This window comes from uncultured Maribacter sp. (assembly GCF_947500985.1).
Taxonomy (GTDB): domain Bacteria; phylum Bacteroidota; class Bacteroidia; order Flavobacteriales; family Flavobacteriaceae; genus Maribacter.
The window spans coordinates 239,325-264,961 of sequence record NZ_CANMTX010000005.1 but is presented as its reverse complement, the minus strand read 5'-3'; the positions used below and the strand labels follow the sequence as shown (position 1 = coordinate 264,961).

Below are 25,637 nucleotides of genomic sequence, written 5' to 3'. Positions count from 1 at the left end.
AACACGAAAATGATGCAAAAAGATTTAGGAGATTATAGAAAATCATACGAGAAAAGTGCGTTGATGGAGGGCAGTATATCTGACAATCCAATTCAACTTTTTCAAACCTGGTTCTATGAGGTTGAAAAATCTGATGGAGTAGATGAACCAAATGCCATGACGGTATCTACAGTTGGTTTAGATGGTTTTCCAAAAAGCAGGGTAGTACTTCTAAAAAAATATACACACGAAGGTTTTATCTTTTATACGAATTACAATAGTGAGAAAGGGCGTGCCATTAGCGAAAACCCAAATATCTGTATTTCTTTTTTCTGGGCAAATTTAGAACGCCAAGTAATAATAAAAGGCATTGCGGAAAAACTGCCACAAAATCTATCTGATGGTTATTTTGATTCAAGACCAGACGGAAGTAAGTTAGGTGCATTGGTTTCCGATCAAAGTACGGTAATAGACTCTAGAGCTGTTTTAGAGGATAAACTTACCAAGTTGGAGAGTGAATATGAAGGTAAGGAAATTGAAAGACCAGACCATTGGGGAGGTTATTTAGTAAGACCGGTTTCTATGGAATTTTGGCAAGGAAGACCTAATAGATTACACGATCGTATTAGGTACACCCTTACAAATGAATATGATTGGAAAATTGAGCGATTAGCTCCTTAATTAAGTAAAATGAAGAATCTATTTTTAATGCGCCACGGTAAATCTTCTTGGGAGCTAAATGTTGGCGATGAAGACAGGGCATTATTGCAAAGAGGAATTTTTGACGCTCGTTTGGTAGGCGAAGAAATTTCTAAACTAAATTTAAAAATAGATTATGTTTATACCAGTCCGGCAAACAGGGCGTTTCATACATGTATGATTTGTTTGCGAATTATTAATTACCCGTTAGAGAATTGTAGTGTAGATGCGGATCTGTATGATTTTTCAGGGAATCAAGTATTCCAGTTTATTAAGAATTTGGATGATGATTTAGATAATGTCCTTCTTTTTGGACACAACCATACCTTTACCCATTTAGCAAATTCTATGGGAGATAAGCATATTGATAATGTGCCTACTAGCGGATTTGTTCATTTGCAATTCAATGAAAATACCTGGGCTAATGTTAATAAAGGATCAACAATACAAACCATTTTTCCGAAGCAACTAAAAGCATGATAAAAAATAACAACCAGTACGTAAATAGAGAAATAAGTTGGTTATGGTTCAACGAGCGTGTATTACAAGAAAGCGCGGATAAGAATGTTCCATTAATTGAAAGACTTCGTTTTTTAGGTATTTTCTCAAATAACTTAGATGAGTTTTTTAAAGTTCGATACGCAACTGTAAAGCGTATAGTTGAAGCCGGTAAAACAGGTAAAAGTGTTTTAGGAGGTGAAAAAGCAAAAGACCTTTTAGAAGAGATTACAAATATTGTAATTGAGCAGCAAACCAAGAGTTTGACTATTCTTAGAAGAATTGAGCATGAGCTTGAGGGTAAGAATATATTTATCATTCAGGAAACGGAATTAAACGAAAATCAAAAGGAGTTTGTAAAAGCCTATTTCTTGAAAGAGGTGAGTCCGCAATTAATGACCATTATTCTCAATGATCTTACTCGTTTTCCTACCTTAAAAGATACTGCAGCCTATTTAGCAGTGAAGATGGTTATTAAGAGTGAAGAAAGTAAGAAAGAGAAGCGCTACGCATTAATTGAAATTCCGAAGGGGATAGACCGTTTTGTTGTATTGCCAGATGAAGGGGAGAAGAGTTTTATCATTTTACTAGATGATTTAATTAGATACTGTTTGGATAATATTTTTACCATGTTTGAGTATGAGTCTATTTCTGCTCACATGATAAAGATTACCAGAGATGCCGAGCTGGATATTGATAATGATTTAAGTAAGAGTTTTATTGAGAAAATATCATCTAGTGTAGAACATAGAAAAATAGGTGATCCGGTTCGTTTTGTATATGATAAAAGTATAGGTAGAGATACCTTGACTTTTCTGAAGGAGAAGATGAATATTGAAGATACTGATAGTGTAATACCTGGCGGTAGATATCATAACCGTAGAGATTATATGGGCTTTCCAAGCTTGGGTAGAAAAGATTTACTGTACGATAAAATTATTCCGCTACCGGTAAAAGGCTTAAGTGTAGAGGGTAGTATTTTAGAAAGTATCGCTAAAAAAGATTATCTGCAATACACGCCATATCATACTTTTACATATATTTTAAAGTTTTTGCGTGAAGCTGCATTAGATCCTAAAGTCCGTACTATTAAGATTACGGTTTATAGGCTGGCAAGAAACTCTCAAATTGCCGCTTCTTTAATTAATGCCGTTAAAAACGGTAAACAAGTTACCGTACAAATTGAGCTTCAGGCACGTTTTGATGAGCAAGCTAATATTGAATATGCAGAGCAGTTACAAGCAGAAGGCGTAAAGCTAATTTTTGGTGTGCCAGGTTTAAAGGTACATAGTAAAATATGTTTAATTGAGCGAGAAGAATCTGGTTCAATAAAGCGATATGGCTTCGTAAGTACAGGAAACTTCAATGAATCTACAGCAAGAATTTATACTGATTTTACACTCTTTACAGCAGATGATTCTATACTAAAAGAGTTGAATAAAGTTTTCGACTTCTTTGAGACTACGTATAAAATCAATAAGTACAAACACCTTATAGTTTCGCCGCATTATACTAAAAATGCGTTCATGAAATTAATTGATAATGAGATAGCAAATGCCAAGCAAGGTAAAGTAGCTTTTATTAAAATAAAAATGAACAGTTTTACGTCATATAAGATGGTGGATAAACTGTATGAAGCAAGTAGAGCAGGGGTAAAGATCCAGTTGATCATAAGAGGTATATGTTGCTTAATACCAGGTGTTGAGGGTATGAGTGAAAACATAGAAGCTATAAGTGTAATAGATAAATTTTTAGAACATACACGTATTTTTGCATTTGCTAATGGTGGCGATACTAAAATATATATATCCTCTGCAGATTGGATGACTAGAAACCTTGATTATAGAGTTGAAGTTGGTTGCCCAATTTATGATGAGGATATTAAAAAAGAATTGATGGATACATTTGATATCTGTTGGAAAGATAATATGAAGGCACGTGTATTCAACGCAGCTCAAGATAATGCGTACAGAAAGACTACGTTACCCAGAATTAGATCACAATTTGCTACTTATGAGTATTATGCGAATAAACAAGAATCTTAAAAAAGAAGTCTTTTGAAGGTAAGAAAATTTGCAGCGATTGATATAGGCTCTAATGCGATTAGGTTGCTAACGCATAACGTAATTGAGGATAAGGGTAAAAGAACTCAATTTAGAAAAAGTTCTTTGGTAAGGGTACCCGTACGTTTAGGTGAAGACTCATTTACAGTAGGTGAAATTTCTGAGGTAAATGAAACACGATTAATAAGTACCATGAAGGCTTTTAAGCTGTTGATGGAAGTTGCGGGAGTTGAAAAATATAGAGCTTGTGCCACTTCTGCAATGAGAGAAGCCAATAATGGAAATGAGATTATAAAAAAAGTAGCTCAAGAGTCAGGTATTCAAATAGATTTGATAGATGGTAAGCAAGAAGCGGCTATAATAGCCGCTACAGATTTAAAGAGTCTAATTAAAGAGGACCAATCTTATTTATACATTGATGTTGGTGGCGGAAGTACAGAATTCACCTTATTTTCAAATGGTAAAATTCAAGTTTCTAAGTCGTTTAAATTAGGTACGGTCAGACTTTTGAACGATATGGTCAAACCTGAAACATGGAAAAAATTAGAAGAATGGATAAAGGTGAATTTAAAGGATAAGCCTAAGTTATCCATTATAGGTTCTGGCGGTAATATTAATAAGTTGCATAAACTATCGGGAAGAAAAGAAGGCGAACCTTTATCCTATATTTGGTTGAATGCTCAATATCATTTTTTAGATAGTCTAAGTTATGATGATCGAATATCAGAACTAGGATTGAATCCAGATAGGGCAGACGTTATTATTCCGGCAACCAAAATTTTTCTATCTGCTGCCAAATGGAGTGGGGCGAAGAAAATTCATGTTCCTAAAATCGGACTTTCAGATGGTATTATAAAGGAACTATATAATTCGGAAACAAAATGATTTAAGTCTTATCCGTGAATAGATTCTTTTTTGCTTAAATCTTTCATGATTAGAGCTTCATATTCCAAAAGGCTCTCCCATTTTTTATTCACCTCTTCTAATTCCCCGTATTTACGGGCAAATTTTAAGAACATAGTATAATGACCAGCTTCGCTTATCATTAATTTATGATAGAATTCGGCTAATTTTTTGTCTTCTAACTCTTCTGATAATAATCTAAAACGCTCACAGCTTCGCGCTTCAATAAGTCCGGCATATAATAATCTATGAACCAGCTGTGTGGTTCTGCTTCCTCCTTTTGGAAAGAATTTAATCAACTGAATCACATAATCATCTTTACGATCTCTACCTAAAGTGTTACCACGTTTTAAGATAAGGTCATGCACCATTTTAAAATGACCCATTTCTTCTCTAGATAAAGCAACCATTTCTTCAACAAGTTCGGTATATTCAGGGAAAGATACAATTAGCGATATAGCAGTACTAGCAGCTTTTTGCTCGCAATACGCATGGTCGGTAAGTATTTCATCAATATTTTTCTCTACAATATTTACCCATCTTGGGTCAGTTGGTAATTTCAAGCCTAGCATAAATTATTCATTTTAAAACAAATGTAAAAAGAATAACAAGAATGTGATTTTAAAGTAAAGCGTTTCAATTGAAATTAGCTGCAAATACTATGATAATTGATATTTTTTCTTCGGATAAATAGCTTTATTTTTGGAAAACACTTGGCAGAAAGAGTTTTTATCCTGTATTCATTGGATGCCATTGCCAAACCTAACACATATTTTGATGCACTTTGAAGACACGAAACTGCAGCTTTCTAAAATTATTGAAGGTAATATTAATTCGAAAACAAAAGAATGGTTAGCGGATAAGATTACGACCATTACGCATACGAAATCTACGAAAGACCTTTATTTAACGTATAGTTTACTTGCGCCTAAAATTGATGTTAATCATGCATTTGATACATCAATGATAACAGCTGAATTAATAAATTACCTTAAAATTCAAAATGGAAATTTTTTACAAATAGCAAGAATGTATTTTTTGATCAAGGTACTTGAAGCTGATGAAGAATTTTTCAGTGAAAAAGTAGCGAATATTATAGAAGTTGCCGACACAAGCGAACTAGAAACATTTTTGAAATTTTTGATTCTGTTGCCCAACCCTGAAAAATACAAAATGGTTGCGGTAGATGCTTTACGAACAAATATTTCGCCGGTTTTTAATGCATTGGCATATTATAATCCTTATCCAAGTAGTTATTTTGATGACCAGCAGTGGAATCAAATGTTCTTAAAAACGGCCTTTATGCAAGGCAATTTAAGTGCTATACTCAATATTGATAAAAGAGCAAATAAAGATTTAGCTAGAATAATTTCTGACTATGCACATGAACGCTGGGCGGCAGGTAGGGAAATAGATCCTGATTTTTGGCGTCCTGTAATTCAATTTATGAGCCCAGCACTATTAGAAGATATGAAGCGATTATTAAATAGTAAAAATAAATTTGAAAATAGAGCAGGAGCTTTGTGCTGTTATTTTTCAGACAACCTAGATGCCAAAAAATTATTAAATGGTCATCAAAATTTAATTCAACAAATAGAAAATGCAGCACTTAGCTGGGAAACCATAAAAGAATAATAATGGAAGATAAAATGATGTTTATTGATCCTCATGTTCACATGTCCTCAAGAACTACTGATGATTATGAGGCAATGGCCAAAGCAGGTATAGTCGCACTTATTGAACCTTCATTTTGGTTAGGGCAACCACGAACAAAAGTAGGTTCATTTCAAGATTACTATAGTAGTTTAGTAGGTTGGGAGCCATTTCGGGCTAGCCAATTTGGTATTCAGCATTATTGTACCATTGGATTAAATTCAAAGGAAGCCAATAATGAGGCTTTAGCAGAACAGGTTATTGAATTATTACCGTTATATGTTCATAAAGAAAATGTAGTTGCTATTGGGGAAATAGGCTATGATGACCAAACCGCCGCTGAAGACAAATATTTTAGAATCCAGTTAGAGCTGGCGAAAGAATTGGATATGGTAGTACAAGTGCATACACCTCATAGAGATAAAAAGGCGGGCACAATTAGAAGTATGGAAGTTTGTTTAGAACATGGTCTTGACCCCAAAAGGATAATTATAGATCATAATAATGAAGAAACGGTTGAAGAGGTGTTGAATAGAGGTTTTATTGCTGCATTTACCATTTATCCTAATACAAAAATGGGAAATGAACGAATGGTAGAAGTGGTGAAAAAATATGGTAGTACAGATATTATTGTTGATAGTTCTGCGGATTGGGGCGTTAGTGATCCACTTGCAGTACCAAAGACGGCTTCTCTTATGCTTAAAAGCGGTATTTCTAAGGAACACGTAATTAAAACCTGCTACCAAAATGCATTAAATGCTTTCGGTAAAAATGGGAAAATGAAGGAATCAGATTGGATGAATGCCAAAGGAATCAATCAAACAGAACTATATAATAATAACAGCGTTTTAAGAGGGCAAGATCCAAAAATTGAAAATACTGATAAAATTCACTAATGAGGATTGTTTTAAAAGGCTATTTACAATTAACGCGGCCTGCAAACCTTCCTACGGCCGCAGCTGATATATTGGCTGGTATCACTATTATCTTATACCTGCAAAATATTGATGTGCTTACATTTTTGTGTGAGCAAGGCGCTGATGTGTTTTTATTAGTTTTTTCGTCGGTTGCATTATATGCTGGCGGAGTTGTTTTTAACGATGTATTTGATGCTGAATTGGATGCTATAGAGAGACCTGAAAGAGCAATACCAAGTGGACGCGTACCTAAAAGAGAAGCTATTTGTTTTGGAGCAATTTTATTGTTGATCGGTATTACTTTGGCATTTAAATGCACATTGTTGTCAGGAATGATATCTATGGTATTGACCATTGCTATTTTGGCATATAATGGCTACTTTAAGCAGTTCGGATTTGTTGGTCCTTTGAATATGGGTATTTGCCGAGGATTGAATCTTTTATTAGGCATGTCTATTTTAGGAAGCCTTACTCATTGGTACATTTCTTTGGTTCCGGTCGTATATATTTTTGCCATCACCTTGATCAGTAGAGGTGAGGTACATGGTAATAATAAAAAACATATTGTTTGGGCGGGTATTCTCTATGCAATAGTTGTACTATCTATTGCGTTAATTGTAATGCAAAAGAAAGACAATGTCTTGGTGTTATTGCCGTTTTTACTTTTGTTCGGATTTTTAATTTATTCGCCATTAATTAAGGCATATAAAGAAAATTCGCCCAAGAATATTAAGAAGGCAGTAATGGGGGGTGTATTATCGTTGGTGGTGATGAACGCTTGCTGGGTGGCTGGTTTTTCTAATTGGTATTTGGCTTTAGCAGTTTTATTACTATTACCGATTTCAATGCTATTGTCTAAATTATTTGCGGTAACATAAAATACGTATGCAATTACAGCCTATAAAACAGTCTTTTCAAGTTCAGTACGATTATCAATTGTATTTTACTTCGGGACTCTTTGCTTTAAATAATCTTTTGTTCGCAAACTTAATTGCAGACTATAAAGATTTTGAACCCGTAAAACTTCTGTTCGTATTGGATGACGGAGTGAAAAATCATCATCCTCCGTTAATAAATCAGATTGAAGCTTATTGTAGAAAAAATCAGCAAACTATAAAGTATACCAGTACCTTGGTATTGCCAGGTGGCGAGCAAGTTAAAAATAGCGATGCAGCAATTGATTCTGTTTTAAAAGGAGTCAATGAAAATAAAATATGTCGTCATTCATTTGTAGTTGTCATAGGTGGTGGTGCAGTAATCGATATGGTCGGTTATGCAGCGGCAATTGCGCATAGAGGTGTTAAGTTGATACGAATACCCACAACAGTATTATCTCAGAACGATTCTGCAGTAGGGGTTAAGAATAGTGTAAACGCTTTTAAAAAGAAAAATTTTTTAGGAACGTTCGCTCCGCCTTTCGCAATTATCAATGACAGTAATTTTCTAGAAACTCTAGAGCAACGTGATTGGATTTCCGGAATTTCTGAAGCGATTAAAGTTGCCTTGATTAAGGAAAAAACTTTCTTTAAGTACATAGCAGATAATGCTACGGCTTTGAAGAACAGAGAAATTGAACCCATGCAATATGTCATTTATAAGTGTGCAGAAATGCACATGAATCATATAGCGCAAGGTGGTGATCCATTTGAATCAGGTTCGTCAAGACCATTAGATTTCGGGCATTGGGCAGCCCATAAAATGGAATTTATGACCAATTATGGATTGCGACATGGTGAGGCAGTAGCAAAAGGCATTGCACTAGATGTAACCTATGCGCAATTAATCGGTTTAATTTCAGAGGCAGATTTAAAACATATTTTAGATGTAATGATTGCTATAGGTTTTGACCTATCACTTCCGGTTGAAAGTCCGGTTGAGATTCAATCTTTGTTAGATGGCATAGAAGAGTTTAGAGAGCATTTGGGTGGTCAGTTAACAATTACCCTAATTTCTGATTTAGGTGTTAAACATGACGTTCATACTATTGATATGGAGTTAATGGCACAGGCAGTTTCAAAATTGAATCATCAATTCGCATTAAATTAAGTTCAATGCAGCTAAAAGAAAATCTTCATTTAACCTATTGCACAAATATTCATCCTGGTCAAGATTGGAAAAGTACTTTTGAGAGTATTAAAAAACATGTTCCAGGCATAAAACAAGAAGTTTCAAAAGAGCAGCCATTTGGTCTAGGGCTTCGATTATCTAATAAAGCAAGTGAAGAACTTGATTTGGATAATAACATGTCCGATTTCAAAAAGTGGTTAGATGCTAACAATCTATATGTTTTCACCATGAACGGATTCCCTTATGGTAATTTTCATGATGAACGTGTAAAAGATATGGTGCACGCTCCAGATTGGACCACTGATAATCGATTACGGTATACAAAACGATTGTTTCGTCAATTGTCGGAATTAATCCCTGAGGGAATGAATGGCGGAATTTCTACATCACCAATCACCTATAAATACTGGCATAAAACAGAAAGCGAAATAAAAACTGCATTTCACGTAGGTGCCGAAAATATGCTAGAGGTTGCCAAACAGTTGTTCGAAATTGAGCAAGCCACAGGAACCTATTTGCATTTAGATATAGAACCAGAACCAGACGGGTTGTTAGAAAATAGTCATGAAGTACTATCCTTTTATTCTGACTACTTATTACCAATAGGAGCAGTATTTTTTAAACAGGAATTAGGGTTAGGGCAAAAGGAATCTGAAGAGTTAATTAAAAAATACATCACCATTTGTTATGATGTTTGCCATTTCTCTTTGGCATATGAAGAACCTAAAGATACCTTTGCTAAGTTTGAAAAAGAAAATATACGAGTAGGTAAAATTCAAGTAAGTGCAGCATTGAAAATTCTTTTTGGTGGCGATAAGGATGAGGTTATTTGGGAACAATTGTCTCAATTTAATGAACCAACCTATTTACATCAGGTAACAGAGAAAATCGATGGCGAAGTAAAAACGTATAGCGATTTACCTCTGATTTTAGAGGGAGAAAGAAAGCATACAGAGCTTAGGGCACACTATCACGTTCCCATTTTCTTAGAAAAATATGGTGAGTTGTTTTCAACACAAGATCATATTTTGAAAACGATGGAGTATATTAAATCTAATCTAGTATCAGAACATTTAGAAATAGAAACCTATACTTGGGATGTGCTTCCGTCAGATTTAAAACAAGATTTATCAGTATCTATAATTAGAGAAATAGAGTGGTTTAAATCACACATGTAATATGAAAAAAACGGTAGTCATAAATGTAGTTGGGTTAACAAAGAGATTGATAGGTGAGCACACTCCGTTTATAAAATTATTTTTAGAGAAAGGTCAGACATCATACATAGAACCTGTATTGCCAGCAGTTACATGTGCTGTTCAATCTACCTATGTAACAGGCAAATGGCCATCAGAACATGGTATTGTAGGTAATGGCTGGTATTTTAAAGATGAATGCGAAGTCAAGTTCTGGAGACAATCGAATAAATTGGTGGAGCAGTCAAAAATTTGGGACGATTTAAAAGAGAAGTATCCTAATTTTACTTGTGCCAATCATTTTTGGTGGTATAATATGTACAGCAATGTAGATTATAGCCTTACACCAAGACCTAATTATTTAGCAGACGGCAGAAAAATTCCTGATGTGTATTCGTATCCGGCTGAGTTGCGAGATGATATGCAAAAAGCATTAGGTACTTTTCCTCTCTTCGAATTTTGGGGGCCTAAGACAACTATCAATTCTTCTAAATGGATAGCTGATGCCGCTCTATTGACAGATAAAAAACACAATCCAGATTTAACCTTTATTTACCTTCCACATTTAGATTATAATTTACAGCGGTACGGTCTTGATTTCAAGGTTATATCAGAAGATTTGAACGAAATTGATACTGTAGTAAAACAATTGGTGCAACATTATGAAGCACTAGATGCCAGAGTGATTCTACTTTCAGAATACGGAATTACAAATGTAATCAGACCAATTCATCTTAATCGTGTATTAAGAAAAGAGGGAATGCTTGCTATTCGTGAAGAACGAGGTTTGGAGCTTTTAGATGCAGGGGCAAGTGATGTGTTTGCAGTGGCTGATCATCAAATTGCACATGTGTATTGTAAGAATTCTAAAGATATTGAGCGTGTTGCCAAATTGATGAAGTCAATTGACGGTGTAGAGAAAGTTCTTTACGGAGAAGATTTAAAGACCTATCACATAGAACATGAACGTTGTGGTGATATTGTGGTTGTTGCAGATAAAGATTCTTGGTTTACCTATTATTTCTGGCTAGATGATACGAAGGCACCAGACTATGCAAGAATGGTAGATATTCATAAAAAGCCAGGTTACGATCCAGTAGAAATGTTGACGGATCCAAAAGATAAATTAGTGATGGCAAAAGTAGTGGGCAAGCTACTTAAGAAAAAAATGGGCTTTAGAACGGTGATGAATATTATACCAATTGATGCTACTTTGATAAAAGGATCACACGGTCGGTTGACTGAAGATGAAGAAGATTTTCCCATCTTCATAAGCAATCATGTAACGGGTGATAACCATCAAAAAATTAGTGCAATACAAGTACGTGATCTTATTGAAGATCACCTCTTAAACTAAATTTAAATGAATCTATTATTTAAGATATTAGGGTATGTTTTTGCAGTCTTATTTACTGTTGGTGCTGTATTGCAATACAATGATCCAGACTCGTTAAATTGGATTATTATTTACGGTGTTGCGGCTTTAATGTCTTTATTATTCGCGTTAAATAAAATAGGGTTTGTAATACCGATGATATTTGGGGTACTTGCTTTTATTGGCTTTATATATCTATATCCGTCAGATTTTCAAGGATTCGATTTAAATGATGGAGATATAGTTATCGTAGAATTAGGAAGGGAAGCCTTTGGACTTTTGATAATTTCAATCGTACTACTTGTATTTGCCTTTCGAAGTAAAAGAAGGTTATAAATACAAATCAAATTCCGTTCTGAGTAAATCGATTACAGGATTTTTCTCTCGTAGTTTTTCGTACTTTTCTTCAGGGGTAAACGCAAATTTCGTTGATGTAGTTTCATTTACCGTGATATTTAAATGAACAAAATGGTTATTTAGTTTAGCACGTAGATATTCCATTAATTCATACTGCTCACGCTCAATTTCCTTTTTCATGGTTCCGTTAGGAAGCTCTAAATGAATAGCAAAGCCTTCTTTTAATTTGGGAATATCTGAATGAAGGTTAGAAGCTAGAATTTTTTGACCTTTTTTATCAATAATTTCTATAAAATCTGCCCAATGCTTACGCAGCTCTTCTTCGGTAAAATTATCTTTTGGTAAGTTGTTTTCATCAATTACAACTTCAATTTTATTAAGCTCGTGTTGCTTTTTGGCATTTAAGCTCGAAATTGAAAGACCTGAAACTCTTTTGGTAGGGCGATTAATAATCGGTTTTTTACCATCAGTAGCTGTTTCTACTGTTGGTTCTTCACTAGTTTCTCGTTGTGGTTCTTTGGGTTTTTCTGGAGATACTTGTGCTTCAGCAGTTACTGAAGCTGGTTTTGATACTGCTGGCGTTTCGGTAGTCATATCCGTAGCAATTATTTCTTTTGAAACTTCAACTTCAGATTTTGTAGCAGCTGGTTGATTTCCAGTTACTGGTTTTACCACAGATTCTTTAGTTAGTGCTTTGGGGACTTGATTGTAAAATGCTGAAGGAGCAATAAAATCGATAGTCTTGTTATTAAGAGCTACGGATTCAGGATTTTTTTTTTCTCCATCAAAATTGATAGAGGCAAGTTTCATAAGTGTAAGCTCAACAAGTAATCGTTGATTCTTACTTGTTTTGTACTTTAAGTCGCAGTCATTTGAAATATCCAAACCTTTAAGAAGAAAGGAGGGGGAGGTCTTTTTGCTCTGGTCTCGGTATAATTGCTGTGCGGCTTCACCAACTTCCAATAGGGTAATAGTATCAGGATGCTGGCATACCATTAAATCTCTAAAATGAGACGCTAGTCCAGATATAAAGTGGTGTCCGTCAAAACCAAGAGATAAGGTCTTGTTGAATAGTAATAATAACCCTGGTATATTATGTTCTAAGATTAAATCTGTAGCCTCAAAATAAGTATCATAATCTAGTACATTTAAATTTTCGGTAACTGCTTTACGTGTAAGCTCTGAACCAGAAAAACTAACTACTCTATCAAAAATCGATAAAGCATCACGCATGGCACCATCAGCTTTTTGGGCAATGATGTGCAATGCATCTTCTTCGGCATTTATACCTTGGTTTTCAGCAATATATTTTAAATATTCAGCAGCATCTTTAACGGTAATCCTCTTGAAATCAAAAATTTGACATCTAGATAGAATTGTTGGTATAATTTTATGCTTTTCAGTAGTCGCTAATATGAAAATCGCATGCTTTGGTGGCTCTTCTAACGTTTTTAGAAATGCGTTGAAAGCAGACTGAGACAACATGTGCACCTCATCAATGATATATACTTTGTATTTACCTACCTGCGGTGGTATACGAACTTGGTCAATAAGGTTACGAATATCATCGACCGAGTTGTTAGAAGCGGCATCAAGCTCAAAAATATTGAAAGCAAAATCTTCGTCTTCTTGTTCGGTGCCATCAGAATTTATTTGTTTTGCCAATATACGGGCGCAGGTAGTTTTACCAACACCTCTTGGTCCGCAGAATAATAATGCTTGCGCAAGATGATTTTGGTCTATCGCATTTTGTAATGTATTGGTAATAGATTGTTGACCCACAACATCTTTAAATGTCTGGGGTCTATACTTTCTAGCCGATACAATAAATGGTTCCAAATTGCTACTTCTGTTTATTCTTATACAAATATAATTATAGCCTTTAATTCTAACGAGAATTAAGAAAAGAGATCATCCTTAGTTATCAACAATTGCAGTACATTTGCGCTCAGCAGGTCACCTTATCGCTGCCAAGCAATTGGGAGAGGAAAGTCCGGACACCATAGTGCAGTATAGCGGGTAACGCCCGTCCGCTGAGAAGTGAGGACAAGTGCAACAGAAAGCAAGTACAGTTCGGCTGTAGTGAAACCAGGTAAACTCTATACGGTGAAACGTCATGTAAATCGGTGATTGAGGGTTGCACGCCCAAGTCGAAGGGTAGGCGGTTCGAGCTCTGGGGTAACCCTTTGCCTAGATAAATGATAAGGAATTCTGAATTTTTCAGTATACAGAATCCGGCTTATGGCCTGCTTTTTTAATGATATTGTAAATCTAAGGTTAGAATCATCGAATTAACTCTGAGCGTGGTCGAAGAGTCTTTTTGCTTTTTGATGTGTTGAGTTTACTTCTCAAAGAAACTAAAAACACTTCCTCCGTATTTTCTAGAGTTTTTATAATGTGGAAATTCAGCTAGGCTGGTGCGATTAGAATGTTCAATAATTAGTATTCCGTCTTCTAACAGAAGATCATTTTCAAAAACTAATTCTGGTAATTTCTCAAAATCAGTAAGATCCATGTCATAGAAAGGATCTGCAAATATGATATCGAATTTTTCGGTATTTCTTTGTAGAAAGCTAAATACATCACTTTTTAAAGTGCGAATATTCATGTCTAGCTTTTCAACTGTTTTGTCTATAAATTCTATGCAGCCAGAGTTGGCGTCAATTGCAAGTACATCATCAACACCTCTTGAAGAGAATTCGTAGCTAATATTGCCAGTACCTGCAAAAAGATCAAGAACTTTTAAGTCTGGAAAATAGTAACTATTGTTCAAAATATTGAACAAGCTCTCTTTGGCCATATCTTTTGTAGGCCTTACAGGTAGTTTTTTAGGGGCCATTAAGTGACGTCCTTTATGTTTTCCTGATATGATGCGCATTATATAGTATTAATAAGGGTGAAGTCTATAGAGCCTGTTGTGGTCTCTCCAAGTTTTAATAATTGAGCGGTCGATGGTTCAAAAATGCTAATATTCTGAATATAATTATAGCAAAGTTGAAAAATTTCGTCATCTTCTTCTATACTTCCAAATAGTTTTACGGTAACAGTTTTAGGGTCTAATTCTAATTGCTCAATTACAAATAGAAGATAATAGACAAAGTCTTCTTTTGTTTGGTATTTAAAACTATTATAAAGAAGTAGTTTTCGTTGGTTTAGAACAGTAATATCTAATTGTTCTTTGTTGGAATGTACAAAACAAGTTATCTCTTGATTTTGTGTTTGGTTATTTAGCAAAGATTGCAGTAATACCGTGCCATTGTGCATAAAATCGAACTCACCAAAAAGATCGTATATGTAATTGTTGATGTTTACATAAGGAACATAAACATTGACTAATTCATGATTCTCTACCTCGTCATAAGCTAAAATATCATTCGCCAGAACCTTAGTATTGAATTTAAGGTATTCATTTAAGTTATTGGGGTTGAATAAAGATTTAGGTACAAGTCCAAAAAGGGTGTTTCTATGAATAGCAACAACTTCATCAAACTGCATATTTTCTATATCATGCTTTTGAAAAAGTTTTTCCAATTCATCTTTAGCGGTCATCGGATTTTTTTCATCAGAAAAATCCACTTTGTCAGAAATCAATAATTTTTGTGAAACAGTATCTGCTACACAAAAAGAAAGTCCATTCAAGCTAACCTGAATGGACAATTTCTTAAAATTTTTATCCGCTATATTAAAGCTACTATTTTTTTTCTTTTCTGTCATATATAGCAGGCCAGTTGCCGCTTGTGCTAACTTCATCCATAGAACCAACATAAATGGTCGGTCCATTTACTTCTTCTACACTTAACGATGCTTTCTCACGTGCTAATAAATCTTTTGGTTGATCATAAAGAACAACTTCCTTATCAACTTTGGCTTCGAAAACAGGAGCTTTATAACCACTCTTTTCTACAAACCCAGCTTTCATTGTGAATTTTTCACCATTTGCCGCTGTAGGTACATCCATTAAGCTTTTATATCTAGTATCAGTTTTGAAAAGTGAATCTTTTACTGAAACGAAACCTAAAGTATCAATTATTTTAACCTCTTTAAGCATTTCAATTCCGTATGCATCATTCATCTCTAAGAAAGAAGAATCTCTTTGTTGCGTAATAACATAGTTGCCAGTGTCAATAAAACGAATAAGACTATTAAAGTCATTCGCATATTTGCCGTTAATTGTTTTGTAAGCGTCTTGAGAATTTTTAATATCTTTTAATTTGGCAACAACCTGAGAAAAACGTTCCTCTTTTACCTCTTTAAATTTAATTGGTCCAGTTATGGAGTTGTAGATAAAGTATCCTAAAGCGATACACCCAATCCAAAGTACAATTTGTATAATGGTCTTCATTTCGTATGTGTTATTTTATTTAGTGGTCTTCACAAATCTACAATTTTTTTTTAATCGTAAAAGTTTTTAGGCTAAAAATCATCTTTATCTTTGATGGCACATGAAACCAACAACACCCGCATCATTCTATAGTATACTAGAATCTAAATTTCCACATACACCAACTGCCACACAATCAGTGGCTTTGCAGAAATTAGCTGAGTTTACCCTTTCTACGGTCAAGGACGAAGTTTTTTTGTTAAAAGGTTACGCTGGTACGGGTAAAACTACTTTAATAGGCACTTTAGTTAACAGTTTATGGAATGTTCAGAAGAAAGCTGTGCTAATGGCACCGACCGGTAGAGCGGCAAAAGTGATGTCGAATTATTCAAAAACACAGGCGTTTACCATACACAGAAAAATATATTTTCCGAAGAAGCAAAGTGGTGGGGGAGTGCAGTTTGTTTTAGCGCCTAATAAACATAGAGATACCTTATTTATTGTCGATGAAGCATCTATGATACCAGATACTGCTGCAGATTCTAAGTTATTCGAAAATGGTTCTTTATTAGATGATTTAATGATGTTCGTATACTCTGGGCATAAATGTAAGTTGTTATTAATAGGAGATACAGCGCAATTGCCACCGGTGCATTTAGTTTTGAGTCCCGCTTTAGATGGCGATAAACTTTCTTTGAATTATAATAAAGAAGTGGTTCATTTAGAGTTGAATGAAGTAGTAAGGCAAGCAGGTGATTCAGGAATATTAGCAAATGCAACTTTATTAAGAGAGCAATTGCAAAGCGATTTTTTTGAAGATTTTAAATTTGATGTAGATCCGTTCACTGATATAGTACGACTAATAGATGGTAACGAAATTCAAGAAGCCATCGATAGTTCATATTCAGAAAATGGCAAAGAAGAAACAGCATTTATAGTCCGCTCCAATAAACGCGCAAATCTTTACAATCAGAATATAAGAGAGCGAATTTTATTTTTAGAGAATGATATTGCTGTAGGCGATTTTATGATGGTGGTTAAGAATAACTACTATTGGTTAAAGCCAAGCACAGAAGCCGGTTTTATTGCAAACGGAGATATTATAGAGATTTTAGAAATATTTGATATCAAGGAAATTTTCACTTTTAAGTTTGCCGAGGTTAAGGTTAAAATGGTCGATTATCCTAATATGCCACCTTTTGAAACCGTCTTATTGTTAGATACCATAACGGCAGAATCTCCGTCGTTATCTTACGAAGATGGTAATAGGTTATATCAAGAAGTCATGAAAGACTTTGCACATGAAAGTTCAAAGTACAAGAAGTTTTTAGGTGTAAAGAATAATAAATACTTCAATGGTTTACAGGTGAAATTCTCATACGCAATAACCTGTCATAAATCTCAAGGGGGACAATGGAATACGGTTTTCATAGAGCAGCCCTATTTGCCCAATGGTATAGATAAAGAATACCTAAGATGGCTATATACTGCAGTTACCAGAGCAAAGAGCAAGTTGTATCTTATAGGTTTTAAAGATGATTTTTTTCTTGAATAAGAAAAGGTTATTTTAGTAATTATTGATGTAGGAAAGAATATTTTCTAATAGTAAATAGCATATGACAACGGATACAGTATTAAGTATATTTTTAGGAATAGGGTTGGCAGCATCTGTAGGATTTAGAGTTTTTCTACCTTTGTTTGCGCTGAGTTTGGCGTCATATTTCGGAGTATGGGAATTGAATGATAATTGGCAATGGATAGGAAGTTTAGTAGCTGTTCTAACTCTAGGTGTTGCAACTGTATTAGAAATATTTGCCTATTTTATACCATGGTTCGATAATTTATTAGATAGTATAGCAGTTCCTTTAGCAGCAATAGCAGGTACTGCGGTAATGGTCTCAACAGTAGCAGATTTAGATCCGGTAATAACTTGGTCTTTGGCGATAATAGCCGGTGGCGGTACTGCCACTGCAATAAAAGGAGCAGGGGCAACAGGGCGTTTAGCATCTACTGCGACAACCGGTGGTTTGGCGAATCCGTTGATAACCACTGTAGAAACAGGTACAGCGGCAGTAGTATCCGTAGCTTCAATATTTGCACCTATCTTAGCAGCAGTTTTGGTCATTATTATTTTAGTAATAATCTTTAGAATATATAGAAGCTTACGACCAAAGGCAAAAACATAAAATAAAAGTAGTTGAAGAAAATAGCAATGATTCCTGCCCGTTACGCGGCATCAAGATTTCCTGCAAAATTAATGCAAGATTTAGCTGGTAAACCGGTTATTTTAAGAACGTATCAAGCAGCAGTGCAAACTAAGCTATTTGATGAAGTATATGTAGTAACAGATAGCGATGTTATCTATGATACTATTATTAAAGAAGGTGGTTTGGCTATTATGAGCCAAAAAGAACATGATTGTGGTAGTGATCGTATTGCAGAGGCCGTTATTCAAATGGATGTAGATATTATCGTAAATGTTCAAGGTGATGAACCGTTTACTGATAGAGAAAGTTTAGAAGGAGTGATGAAGGTTTTTGAAGATGATATTCATAAAGAAATTGATCTTGCCTCTTTAATGGTTAAAATTACGGAAGAAGAAGAAATTAATAATCCGAATACTGTTAAGGTTATAGTAGATAATAGAGATTTTGCTTTGTACTTTTCAAGGTCACCAATACCTTATCCAAGAGCAAAAAGTGAGCAAACCATATATTATAAGCATAAGGGTGTATATGCCTTTAGAAAAAGTGCTTTGATGGATTTTCAAAGGTTACCGATGTTACAATTGGAAGCGACGGAGAAAATCGAAGCCATTCGTTATTTAGAATATGGCAAGAAGATTAAAATGGTAGAAACGAATGTTCAGGGAATAGAAATTGATACTCCTGAGGACTTAAAGAAAGCCCAAGCAGCATGGAAATAAATTTTGAGGGAATTAATGTAATTGGCTTCGATGCAGACGATACATTATGGGTAAACGAAACCTATTTTAGAGATACAGAAGATAAGTTCGCCAATTTATTGGAGAAGTACGAAACCAAGAATAAAATAGATCAAGAACTCTTTAGAACAGAAATAAAGAATTTAGATTTATATGGTTATGGTATTAAAGGTTTTATGCTTTCTATGATAGAATGTGCTTTAGAGCTTTCAAACAATCAAATTTCTTCAAAAACCATAGGAGCACTTTTAGATTTAGGTAAGGAGATGATAACCCAGCCAGTAGAACTTTTAGATGGAGTAGAGGATGTATTGAAAAGTCTGAAGGATAAATATCGATTAATAGTTTTAACAAAAGGAGACCTATTAGATCAAGAACGAAAACTAGAACGATCAGGACTGTCAGAGTATTTTCATCATGTGGAAGTGTTGAGCGATAAAAAGGAAAAGAATTATAGCGATCTTTTAGAACATTTACAAATAGCGCCAAATGAGTTTTTAATGATCGGTAATTCTCTAAAATCAGATGTATTACCATTAGTAGAATTAGGAGCAAGGGCAATACATGTACCTTTTCATACTACATGGGAGCATGAAGAAGTAAAAGGGCCCATAGAGAATAAAGGATACATGACAATTTCTACCTTAACAGATATATTGGAATATGTTTAATGAAAATGGACGTGAATAAACAAATGACATTGAAGAAAATACCAACGAAGGCGTCAGAGGAGTTTAGAAATTTCCCAATGGTACCAAGAGTAGTCTACGGAAAAGGCAGTTTTGATACCTTAGGTGATATTTTAATGCCAAAAAGAAAGCATTCAGAAGCACCAATGATTTATTTGGTGGACGATGTATTTGAAAATACGGAGCTTATAAGCAGAATACCAAGCATTTTTTGTGATCAGGTCATTTTAATTTCTGCCGAAGAAGAGCCGAAAACTGAACAGGTAGATGCTCTTGTGAAAATGATTCAAGAAAAGTTTACTGAATTGCCATCAGGTATTATCGGTATTGGTGGTGGCACCTTATTAGATTTGGCAAAAGCAGTTGCGATTATGCTGACTAATAAAGGAAGCGCGTCAGAATATCAAGGTTGGGACTTGGTCAATAAACAATCAATATATCACGTAGGTATACCAACAATTAGTGGTACCGGGGCAGAGGTTTCTAGAACTACGGTATTAATGGGACCAGAAAAAAAATTAGGTATAAATTCTGATTATACCACTTTCGATCAAGTATTATTAGATCCAGAATTAACTGTGGGAGTGTCAAAAGAACAATGGTTCTATACGGGTATGGATTGTTTTATACATTGTATTGAATCTTTGAATGGAACCTTCTTAAATGCATTCAGTCAGAGTTACGGAGAGAAATCATTAGAACTTTGCAAAGAAGTCTTTTTAGAAGACATATCAGCGTCAGAAAGTAGAGAGAAGCTGATGATGGCATCCTGGCATGGTGGTATGAGTATCGCATATTCACAAGTTGGAGTAGCACATGCTATGAGCTATGGTTTAGGCTATGTTTTAGGTGTAAAGCACGGAATAGGCAATTGTCTCGTTTTTCAATATTTAGAAGAGTTTTATCCGGAAGGAGTAGCGGTGTTCAAAAAAATGCTTGAGAAGCATAATATAGTATTACCAAAACAGGTATGCTCTAAATTGACAACAGCAGAAATGGATACGATGATTACTGTTGCTATGGGTATGGAACCTTTATGGGAAAATGCATTAGGAGAACAATGGAAATCAATCATTACTCCGGAAAAGCTTAAGGCTATTTATCAAAAAATATAGTTTATCTAATCAGTAGGTTAATTAATATCACAACCTACATCTTTGTCTTATGCAGCAAATAGCAAAATTTATATATTTTAAAATTCTAGGATGGAAATTTAAAGGGACGTTTCCTTCACACTTAGATAAATTTGTGGCTATTGTAGTGCCGCATACCAGTTGGTGGGATTTTTTATTGGCATTATTAATACGTGCAGTATGGCAAGAGGAGATAAACTTTGTAGGTAAGAAAAGTTTGTTCAAGCCTCCTTTCGGTTGGTTTTTTCGTTGGACAGGTGGTGCACCTATAGATCGTACAAAAACTAATGATACCGTAAAGGCTACAGCAGAGATTTTTAGTAAACGTAAAAAGTTCAGACTGGCATTGTCACCTGAAGGAACTCGTAAAAAGGTGGAGAAATGGAAAACAGGTTTCTATTTTATAGCCAAAACTGCTAATGTACCCATAGTACTAGTTGCCTTTGACTACGGTAAAAAAGAAATAAAATTATCTGAGCCTCTTGTTCCAACTGAAGATAAAGAAGCAGATTTTATGAAGTATCATGTCTTTTTTGAAGGTGTTGAGGGTAAGCATTGATTGGATAAAATGTTGATTCAGCGACAATAGGACTGATTAACTAACTAACTAACTAACTTAAAACTAAAAAAGGAGACCAATTTGGTCTCCTTTATTTATAAAATAAAACTGAAGTTTATTCTTCCATAGAATGGTAAACATTCTGCACATCATCATCTTCTTCTAATTTTTCAAGAAGTTTCTCTACATCGGCAGCTTCTTCTTCATTCAACGATTTTGTTACTTGAGGAATACGTTCAAATCCTGAAGAAAGTATTTCTAATTCCCTATTTTCCAATTCTTTTTGAAGAGTTCCAAAACTTTCAAATGGTCCGTAGATTAAAATTCCATCATCATCAATAAAAACCTCTTCAGCTCCAAAATCAATTAGCTCTAATTCTATTTCTTCAGGGTCTAAGCCTTCTGCTGGTATTCTAAAATTACAAGTATGATCAAACATAAATTCAACGGATCCTGATGTACCCATATTGCCATTACATTTATTAAAATAACTTCTAACATTCGCTACCGTTCTAGTGTTGTTGTCAGTTGCAGTTTCAACTAATATAGCAATACCGTGAGGGGCATATCCTTCAAAAAGAACTTCTTTGTAATCGCCAAGACTTTTGTCACTTGCTCTTTTAATAGCACGTTCCACATTGTCTTTCGGCATGTTTACCGACTTGGCATTTTGTATAACTGCTCTTAATCGTGAATTAGAATCTGGATCTGGTCCACCTTCTTTAACGGCCATCACAATATCTTTGCCTATACGAGTAAAGGCTTTGGACATTGCAGACCATCTTTTCATTTTACGTGCTTTTCTAAATTCAAAAGCTCTTCCCATGGTAAATTATTTTAAACAAATGTACAAAAACGGTCAATGTTCAGAAATCAATAAATTGAATTTCGTGAACACCATTTTTAACTATTGATATTGGTTATTAAAATTCACTTTCTATAATATCTTCTATAGTTCTAGCTAGAACAAAATCTTTTTCGGTAACACCATTAGCATCATGGGTGTTTAGACGAATATTTACAGTATTGTAAACATTGCTCCAATCTGGGTGATGACCTTGTGCTTCACATTCAAAGGCAATACGCGTCATTACAGAAAAGGCTTCCTTAAAATTTTTAAATTCAAAAGTGGTTTCTATGGCTCCGTCCACATATTCCCATCCTTCAAGTTGACCCAAATAGTCCGCTATTTGCTGGTCAGTAAATTTTTCAATTTCTTTCATAATTGTTACTAATTTAAAACATGATGGTCAATAATATCTTGAAAAGTAAACTGTAAATTTTTAGGTAATTTATTTGTCTTTGGTAAAACGGCCAAATACCTGTCTTCATTAGTGGTATAAACCCTTTTTATAATGGGATTAAAATTACCTACACGTTCTAAAACTTCTTTGATAAAATCTTCATGATGCGTTAGATCATTGCTTCCTAAATGGTAAATACCTGTTTTATTTCTATTGATAAGGTAATGAATTTGTTGCGTTAGCTTATCATCATTGGTTATATTTAATATCAAATTAGGAAAGACTTCTACAGGTTTATTTTCTATTATAGCCTTTTTCATCTCCTTAACCTTAGGGGAGCTATTACCAAAAACCATAGGAACTCTTAATATGGCCATTTTCTCTTTTGGCAACCTGAGCAGCATATTTTCAATCTTTATTTTTAGTCTACCATATATACTTTCAGATAGTGTCTTGTCCATTTCATAAGATGGATATTTACTGTAAGCGTCAAAAACATTGGCAGAGGATATAAAGTATATTTTACAGTCTTCTTTAGTAATGTATTCGGTAATATGATTATGAGCGATTACCAAAGCAGCAAAATTCCCCCTTAATGCTGAAACTATTACCTGTGGCTTCACCGTTTCTAATACTTCAACAATATCATCTTCTTCTAAATTATAATGTACAAATTGTTTATTAGAAGAGAATGAGTTTGCGGCATGACAATAGGTGCCATAGGTATCGAAATAATTACAAAGTTCTTTGTAAATCGCATTACCTATGAATCCGCTTCCGCCAAGAATCAATATTTTTTTAGTTTCTAATTTCAAAAAATGGAAAGTTCAGTTTCTGTAGTTAATTTCTCTAAGGCAAGCATTCCTAATTTAGAATTTCCTTTAGGGTTGAGACCAGGAGACCATGTTGCAACGCAGAATTTATTTGGTAGAAATGCAACGATTCCGCCGCCGACACCACTTTTACCAGGCAGTCCAACTTCAAAAGCAAATTCACCTGCTTCATCATAAAAGCCACAAGTCAACATTATAGCATTAATACGTTTTACTTGCGATATGGTTAGGAACGTATTATTTCTTCTACACTTTCCATTGTTCATGAACATGAAAAAAGTATTCGTTAATTGAACACAGTTCATAACAAGTGAACATTGATGAAAATAAAAATCTAGAACAACGTCTACATCATTTTTCAGATTACCATACGATTTTAAAAGGTTGGCTGCTGAAAAATTTCGAAATCCTGTTCGTTTTTCAGACTGTGCCACATTTATATCATAATCTATGGTGTCATCATCCGTAATATTTCTAACGAATGCTAAAAATTCTTCCTTCGGATTTTCTAACTGGGAAACTAGAATATCTGCAATTACAATTGCACCAGGGTTAATTAGCGGATTTCTAGGTATTCCGTTTTCTAATTCTAATAGCGATAGATGGTTGAAAGGATCTCCAGAAGGTTCAACATCTACACGCTTCCAAACTTTTTCTCCAATGAGTCCCAAAGCCATAGAAAGGGTTAAAACCTTCGAGATACTTTGAATCGAAAATTTTTCATCAGATTTTCCTGCTGAAAAATTATTTTGTTGAATATCTATCAGGTGAATACCGAAATTGTCTACATCGACCTTCGCTAGTTCAGGTATATAATCAGCAATCTTACCTTTATCTTTTTCATTAGATGCAGCTTCATTAATTGAGGTAAGAATATGTTGAAAATCTATCATTTACTTTTTGTAAAATGGTAATTTAATTACACTTGCAGGTACTACATTTTTTCGAATTTGAATGCTAATTTTACTACCTACATCTGAAAAAATAGGTGGAACATAACCTAAGCCGATACCAGTACCCATTGAAGGTGACATAGTGCCAGAAGTTACCACACCTATTGTTTTACCATTACCATCAACAATATCATAACCATGTCTAGGTATACCACGTTCGTTTAGTTCAAAAGCAACTAATTTACGTTTTGGTCCGTGTTGTTTTTCTTTTTCTAAAGCTGCAGAGTTGACAAAATCTTTATTAAATTTTGTAACCCATCCTAAACCTGCTTCAAGCGGAGAGGTGTTATCGTCAATATCATTACCGTAAAGGCAGTATCCCATTTCTAAACGAAGGGTATCTCTAGCTGCCAATCCGATTGGTTTAATTCCGAAATCTGCTCCGGCTTCAAAAACCTTGTCCCATATTTGTTTTACCTCATCATTCTTACAGTAAATTTCAAATCCGCCAGAACCGGTATATCCTGTTGCAGAAATAATTACATTATCTATAGCTGCAAAATCGGAAACTTCAAAATGATAAAATTTAATATCAGCTAAATTAACAGAAGTCAAAGATTGCATCGCCTCAACAGCCTTAGGGCCTTGAATCGCTAAAAGCGAATATCCTTCAGATATGTTTTTCATATCTGCTTTAAATTCATCGTTATAAGATGAAATGTGATTCCAATCTTTTTCAATATTTGAAGCGTTCACCACTAATAAATATTGCTCTTCTTTAATTTTATAAATAATAAGGTCATCTACAATGCCACCAGTTTCATTAGGTAGACAACTGTATTGTGCTCTGCCAATAGTCAGTTTCGTAGCATCGTTAGATGATACTTTTTGAATTAAATCTAAGGCAGTAGAGCCAGAGATTAAAAACTCGCCCATATGCGATACATCAAAAACGCCAACACTATTACGTACGGTTTCATGTTCAGCATTTACGCCTTCATAAGAAACGGGCATATTATAACCAGCAAATGGAACCATTTTAGCTCCAAGAGATTCGTGAGTTGTGGTAAGTGCAGTGTTTTTCATTGGATTTTTTTATAAATCAAAGTTATTTAAAACTTTATCAATTCGAAGACATATGATTGACATAATTTCAACTTTTGAAATCTATTAATAGCAGTAATTTTAAAGCTGTCTTTCTTTTTTCAAAATAAATGGCTTAAAACAGGTTTTTATTGTATTCTATCGATTCGATTGTTAATTTCATATAATTATCCGACAAATAAATACTTTTATACAACAACAATTGTTATT

The 25,637-nt window shown here is 34.4% G+C and carries 27 protein-coding genes and 1 other RNA gene; 18 read left to right on the top strand and 10 right to left on the bottom strand.

Annotation, left to right across the window (positions count from 1 at the left end):
* The first annotated feature begins 12 nt into the window (after positions 1-12).
* From pdxH to Q0871_RS13045, 4 genes are read left to right on the top strand one after another with little or no spacing between them, the layout of a single operon-like run.
* Positions 13-660 carry a pyridoxamine 5'-phosphate oxidase gene (pdxH, locus tag Q0871_RS13060; RefSeq protein WP_299324334.1) on the top strand — a complete coding sequence of 216 codons (648 nt, stop codon included), beginning with the start codon at positions 13-15 and terminating at the stop codon, positions 658-660.
* A gap of 9 nt (positions 661-669) precedes the next feature.
* Entirely contained in the window at positions 670-1,158 is a 489-nt protein-coding gene (locus Q0871_RS13055; protein WP_299324330.1) for a histidine phosphatase family protein, read from the top strand.
* Positions 1,155-3,221 (top strand): polyphosphate kinase 1, encoded by a 2,067-nt coding sequence (ppk1, locus tag Q0871_RS13050; protein ID WP_299324326.1) that lies wholly within the window; start codon positions 1,155-1,157, stop codon positions 3,219-3,221. Before Q0871_RS13055 ends, ppk1 begins: the two co-directional genes overlap by 4 nt.
* Positions 3,222-3,233: 12 nt before the next feature.
* Entirely contained in the window at positions 3,234-4,124 is an 891-nt protein-coding gene (locus Q0871_RS13045) for an exopolyphosphatase (RefSeq protein ID WP_299324321.1), read from the top strand.
* 8 nt (positions 4,125-4,132) lie between these two features.
* Here the strand turns inward: Q0871_RS13045 and Q0871_RS13040 are convergent, their stop codons facing one another.
* Positions 4,133-4,714 carry a tRNA-(ms[2]io[6]A)-hydroxylase gene (locus Q0871_RS13040; RefSeq protein WP_299324316.1) on the bottom strand — a complete coding sequence of 194 codons (582 nt, stop codon included), beginning with the start codon at positions 4,712-4,714 and terminating at the stop codon, positions 4,133-4,135.
* A 130-nt stretch (positions 4,715-4,844) separates the two neighbouring features.
* On the opposite strand from Q0871_RS13040, the gene Q0871_RS13035 reads away from it, so the two are divergent.
* The 7 genes from Q0871_RS13035 to Q0871_RS13005 are packed head-to-tail and all read left to right on the top strand — an operon-like array spanning position 4,845 to position 11,686.
* Positions 4,845-5,777 (top strand): EboA domain-containing protein, encoded by a 933-nt coding sequence (locus Q0871_RS13035; protein WP_299324312.1) that lies wholly within the window; start codon positions 4,845-4,847, stop codon positions 5,775-5,777.
* Positions 5,778-5,779: 2 nt separating this feature from the next.
* Entirely contained in the window at positions 5,780-6,691 is a 912-nt protein-coding gene (locus Q0871_RS13030; protein ID WP_299324307.1) for a TatD family hydrolase, read from the top strand.
* Positions 6,691-7,590, top strand: coding sequence for a UbiA-like protein EboC (gene eboC, locus Q0871_RS13025; RefSeq protein WP_299324303.1), 900 nt, complete (start codon positions 6,691-6,693; stop codon positions 7,588-7,590). The genes Q0871_RS13030 and eboC overlap by 1 nt, the downstream gene beginning before the upstream one ends.
* Before the next feature lie 7 nt (positions 7,591-7,597).
* Complete coding sequence (locus Q0871_RS13020) at positions 7,598-8,758, top strand: 3-dehydroquinate synthase (RefSeq protein ID WP_299324300.1); 1,161 nt, start codon at positions 7,598-7,600, stop codon at positions 8,756-8,758.
* Between the two features lie 5 nt (positions 8,759-8,763).
* The gene (gene eboE, locus Q0871_RS13015) at positions 8,764-9,957 is read left to right on the top strand and encodes a metabolite traffic protein EboE (RefSeq protein WP_299324297.1); all 1,194 of its coding nucleotides are present in this window, start codon (positions 8,764-8,766) and stop codon (positions 9,955-9,957) included.
* A gap of 1 nt (position 9,958) precedes the next feature.
* Positions 9,959-11,332, top strand: coding sequence for an alkaline phosphatase family protein (locus Q0871_RS13010; RefSeq protein ID WP_299324293.1), 1,374 nt, complete (start codon positions 9,959-9,961; stop codon positions 11,330-11,332).
* A gap of 6 nt (positions 11,333-11,338) precedes the next feature.
* Positions 11,339-11,686: a transmembrane 220 family protein gene (locus Q0871_RS13005; protein WP_299324290.1), complete on the top strand. Its 348-nt coding sequence runs from the start codon at positions 11,339-11,341 to the stop codon at positions 11,684-11,686.
* Here Q0871_RS13005 and Q0871_RS13000 read toward each other — a convergent pair.
* A complete protein-coding gene (locus tag Q0871_RS13000; protein WP_299324287.1) occupies positions 11,681-13,546 on the bottom strand; it encodes a DNA polymerase III subunit gamma/tau in 1,866 nt (621 codons plus the stop codon). The two genes, Q0871_RS13005 and Q0871_RS13000, sit on opposite strands and share 6 nt — an antisense overlap.
* A gap of 109 nt (positions 13,547-13,655) precedes the next feature.
* On the opposite strand from Q0871_RS13000, the gene rnpB reads away from it, so the two are divergent.
* Positions 13,656-13,964, top strand: an RNA gene (gene rnpB / locus Q0871_RS12995) — RNase P RNA component class A.
* A gap of 84 nt (positions 13,965-14,048) precedes the next feature.
* Here the strand turns inward: rnpB and Q0871_RS12990 are convergent.
* The 3 genes from Q0871_RS12990 to Q0871_RS12980 are packed head-to-tail and all read right to left on the bottom strand — an operon-like array spanning position 14,049 to position 16,049.
* Positions 14,049-14,585 carry an RsmD family RNA methyltransferase gene (locus Q0871_RS12990; protein WP_299324284.1) on the bottom strand — a complete coding sequence of 179 codons (537 nt, stop codon included), beginning with the start codon at positions 14,583-14,585 and terminating at the stop codon, positions 14,049-14,051.
* Entirely contained in the window at positions 14,585-15,421 is an 837-nt protein-coding gene (locus tag Q0871_RS12985; RefSeq protein WP_299324283.1) for a DUF3822 family protein, read from the bottom strand. The genes Q0871_RS12990 and Q0871_RS12985 overlap by 1 nt, the downstream gene beginning before the upstream one ends.
* Positions 15,399-16,049 (bottom strand): hypothetical protein, encoded by a 651-nt coding sequence (locus Q0871_RS12980; RefSeq protein WP_299324282.1) that lies wholly within the window; start codon positions 16,047-16,049, stop codon positions 15,399-15,401. The genes Q0871_RS12985 and Q0871_RS12980 overlap by 23 nt, the downstream gene beginning before the upstream one ends.
* Before the next feature lie 100 nt (positions 16,050-16,149).
* Between Q0871_RS12980 and Q0871_RS12975 the strand changes: the two genes are divergently transcribed.
* From Q0871_RS12975 to Q0871_RS12950, 6 genes are all read left to right on the top strand, one after another.
* On the top strand, positions 16,150-17,583 hold the full coding sequence (locus tag Q0871_RS12975; protein ID WP_299324281.1) for an ATP-binding domain-containing protein: 1,434 nt from the start codon (positions 16,150-16,152) through the stop codon (positions 17,581-17,583).
* A gap of 61 nt (positions 17,584-17,644) precedes the next feature.
* A complete protein-coding gene (locus tag Q0871_RS12970; protein WP_299324280.1) occupies positions 17,645-18,214 on the top strand; it encodes a DUF4126 domain-containing protein in 570 nt (189 codons plus the stop codon).
* Positions 18,215-18,240: 26 nt separating this feature from the next.
* Positions 18,241-18,954 carry a 3-deoxy-manno-octulosonate cytidylyltransferase gene (gene kdsB, locus Q0871_RS12965; RefSeq protein WP_299324773.1) on the top strand — a complete coding sequence of 238 codons (714 nt, stop codon included), beginning with the start codon at positions 18,241-18,243 and terminating at the stop codon, positions 18,952-18,954.
* Positions 18,945-19,643 (top strand): HAD family hydrolase, encoded by a 699-nt coding sequence (locus Q0871_RS12960; protein ID WP_299324279.1) that lies wholly within the window; start codon positions 18,945-18,947, stop codon positions 19,641-19,643. The genes kdsB and Q0871_RS12960 overlap by 10 nt, the downstream gene beginning before the upstream one ends.
* A gap of 23 nt (positions 19,644-19,666) precedes the next feature.
* Positions 19,667-20,776, top strand: coding sequence for an iron-containing alcohol dehydrogenase family protein (locus Q0871_RS12955; RefSeq protein ID WP_299324278.1), 1,110 nt, complete (start codon positions 19,667-19,669; stop codon positions 20,774-20,776).
* 49 nt (positions 20,777-20,825) lie between these two features.
* Positions 20,826-21,353 (top strand): 1-acyl-sn-glycerol-3-phosphate acyltransferase, encoded by a 528-nt coding sequence (locus tag Q0871_RS12950; protein ID WP_299324276.1) that lies wholly within the window; start codon positions 20,826-20,828, stop codon positions 21,351-21,353.
* Between the two features lie 115 nt (positions 21,354-21,468).
* On the opposite strand, the gene Q0871_RS12945 is transcribed toward Q0871_RS12950, so the two are convergent.
* The 5 genes from Q0871_RS12945 to gcvT all read right to left on the bottom strand — a co-directional run bounded on the left by Q0871_RS12945 (position 21,469) and on the right by gcvT (position 25,409).
* Positions 21,469-22,179, bottom strand: a complete 711-nt coding sequence (locus Q0871_RS12945) for a YebC/PmpR family DNA-binding transcriptional regulator (RefSeq protein WP_299324274.1) — start codon at positions 22,177-22,179, stop codon at positions 21,469-21,471.
* A 97-nt stretch (positions 22,180-22,276) separates the two neighbouring features.
* Positions 22,277-22,576 (bottom strand): 4a-hydroxytetrahydrobiopterin dehydratase, encoded by a 300-nt coding sequence (locus Q0871_RS12940; RefSeq protein WP_299324270.1) that lies wholly within the window; start codon positions 22,574-22,576, stop codon positions 22,277-22,279.
* Positions 22,577-22,584: 8 nt separating this feature from the next.
* Entirely contained in the window at positions 22,585-23,412 is an 828-nt protein-coding gene (locus Q0871_RS12935; protein WP_299324266.1) for a sugar nucleotide-binding protein, read from the bottom strand.
* Complete coding sequence (locus Q0871_RS12930) at positions 23,409-24,323, bottom strand: glutaminase (RefSeq protein ID WP_299324262.1); 915 nt, start codon at positions 24,321-24,323, stop codon at positions 23,409-23,411. The genes Q0871_RS12935 and Q0871_RS12930 overlap by 4 nt, the downstream gene beginning before the upstream one ends.
* Positions 24,324-25,409: a glycine cleavage system aminomethyltransferase GcvT gene (gene gcvT, locus Q0871_RS12925; RefSeq protein WP_299324257.1), complete on the bottom strand. Its 1,086-nt coding sequence runs from the start codon at positions 25,407-25,409 to the stop codon at positions 24,324-24,326.
* Positions 25,410-25,637 lie beyond the last annotated feature (228 nt).

What these genes read in the sequence shown, in the direction of transcription:
- pdxH (WP_299324334.1), top strand. Translation starts at nt 13, where the DNA reads ATGCAAAAAGATTTAGGAGATTATAGAAAATCATACGAGAAAAGTGCG.
- Q0871_RS13055 (WP_299324330.1), top strand. Translation starts at nt 670, where the DNA reads ATGAAGAATCTATTTTTAATGCGCCACGGTAAATCTTCTTGGGAGCTA.
- ppk1 (WP_299324326.1), top strand. Translation starts at nt 1,155, where the DNA reads ATGATAAAAAATAACAACCAGTACGTAAATAGAGAAATAAGTTGGTTA.
- Q0871_RS13040 (WP_299324316.1), bottom strand. Translation starts at nt 4,714, where the DNA reads ATGCTAGGCTTGAAATTACCAACTGACCCAAGATGGGTAAATATTGTA.
- Q0871_RS13030 (WP_299324307.1), top strand. Translation starts at nt 5,780, where the DNA reads ATGGAAGATAAAATGATGTTTATTGATCCTCATGTTCACATGTCCTCA.
- eboC (WP_299324303.1), top strand. Translation starts at nt 6,691, where the DNA reads ATGAGGATTGTTTTAAAAGGCTATTTACAATTAACGCGGCCTGCAAAC.
- Q0871_RS13020 (WP_299324300.1), top strand. Translation starts at nt 7,598, where the DNA reads ATGCAATTACAGCCTATAAAACAGTCTTTTCAAGTTCAGTACGATTAT.
- eboE (WP_299324297.1), top strand. Translation starts at nt 8,764, where the DNA reads ATGCAGCTAAAAGAAAATCTTCATTTAACCTATTGCACAAATATTCAT.
- Q0871_RS13010 (WP_299324293.1), top strand. Translation starts at nt 9,959, where the DNA reads ATGAAAAAAACGGTAGTCATAAATGTAGTTGGGTTAACAAAGAGATTG.
- Q0871_RS13005 (WP_299324290.1), top strand. Translation starts at nt 11,339, where the DNA reads ATGAATCTATTATTTAAGATATTAGGGTATGTTTTTGCAGTCTTATTT.
- Q0871_RS12990 (WP_299324284.1), bottom strand. Translation starts at nt 14,585, where the DNA reads ATGCGCATCATATCAGGAAAACATAAAGGACGTCACTTAATGGCCCCT.
- Q0871_RS12985 (WP_299324283.1), bottom strand. Translation starts at nt 15,421, where the DNA reads ATGACAGAAAAGAAAAAAAATAGTAGCTTTAATATAGCGGATAAAAAT.
- Q0871_RS12980 (WP_299324282.1), bottom strand. Translation starts at nt 16,049, where the DNA reads ATGAAGACCATTATACAAATTGTACTTTGGATTGGGTGTATCGCTTTA.
- Q0871_RS12975 (WP_299324281.1), top strand. Translation starts at nt 16,150, where the DNA reads ATGAAACCAACAACACCCGCATCATTCTATAGTATACTAGAATCTAAA.
- Q0871_RS12970 (WP_299324280.1), top strand. Translation starts at nt 17,645, where the DNA reads ATGACAACGGATACAGTATTAAGTATATTTTTAGGAATAGGGTTGGCA.
- kdsB (WP_299324773.1), top strand. Translation starts at nt 18,241, where the DNA reads ATGATTCCTGCCCGTTACGCGGCATCAAGATTTCCTGCAAAATTAATG.
- Q0871_RS12960 (WP_299324279.1), top strand. Translation starts at nt 18,945, where the DNA reads ATGGAAATAAATTTTGAGGGAATTAATGTAATTGGCTTCGATGCAGAC.
- Q0871_RS12955 (WP_299324278.1), top strand. Translation starts at nt 19,667, where the DNA reads ATGACATTGAAGAAAATACCAACGAAGGCGTCAGAGGAGTTTAGAAAT.
- Q0871_RS12950 (WP_299324276.1), top strand. Translation starts at nt 20,826, where the DNA reads ATGCAGCAAATAGCAAAATTTATATATTTTAAAATTCTAGGATGGAAA.
- Q0871_RS12945 (WP_299324274.1), bottom strand. Translation starts at nt 22,179, where the DNA reads ATGGGAAGAGCTTTTGAATTTAGAAAAGCACGTAAAATGAAAAGATGG.
- Q0871_RS12940 (WP_299324270.1), bottom strand. Translation starts at nt 22,576, where the DNA reads ATGAAAGAAATTGAAAAATTTACTGACCAGCAAATAGCGGACTATTTG.
- Q0871_RS12930 (WP_299324262.1), bottom strand. Translation starts at nt 24,323, where the DNA reads ATGATAGATTTTCAACATATTCTTACCTCAATTAATGAAGCTGCATCT.
- gcvT (WP_299324257.1), bottom strand. Translation starts at nt 25,409, where the DNA reads ATGAAAAACACTGCACTTACCACAACTCACGAATCTCTTGGAGCTAAA.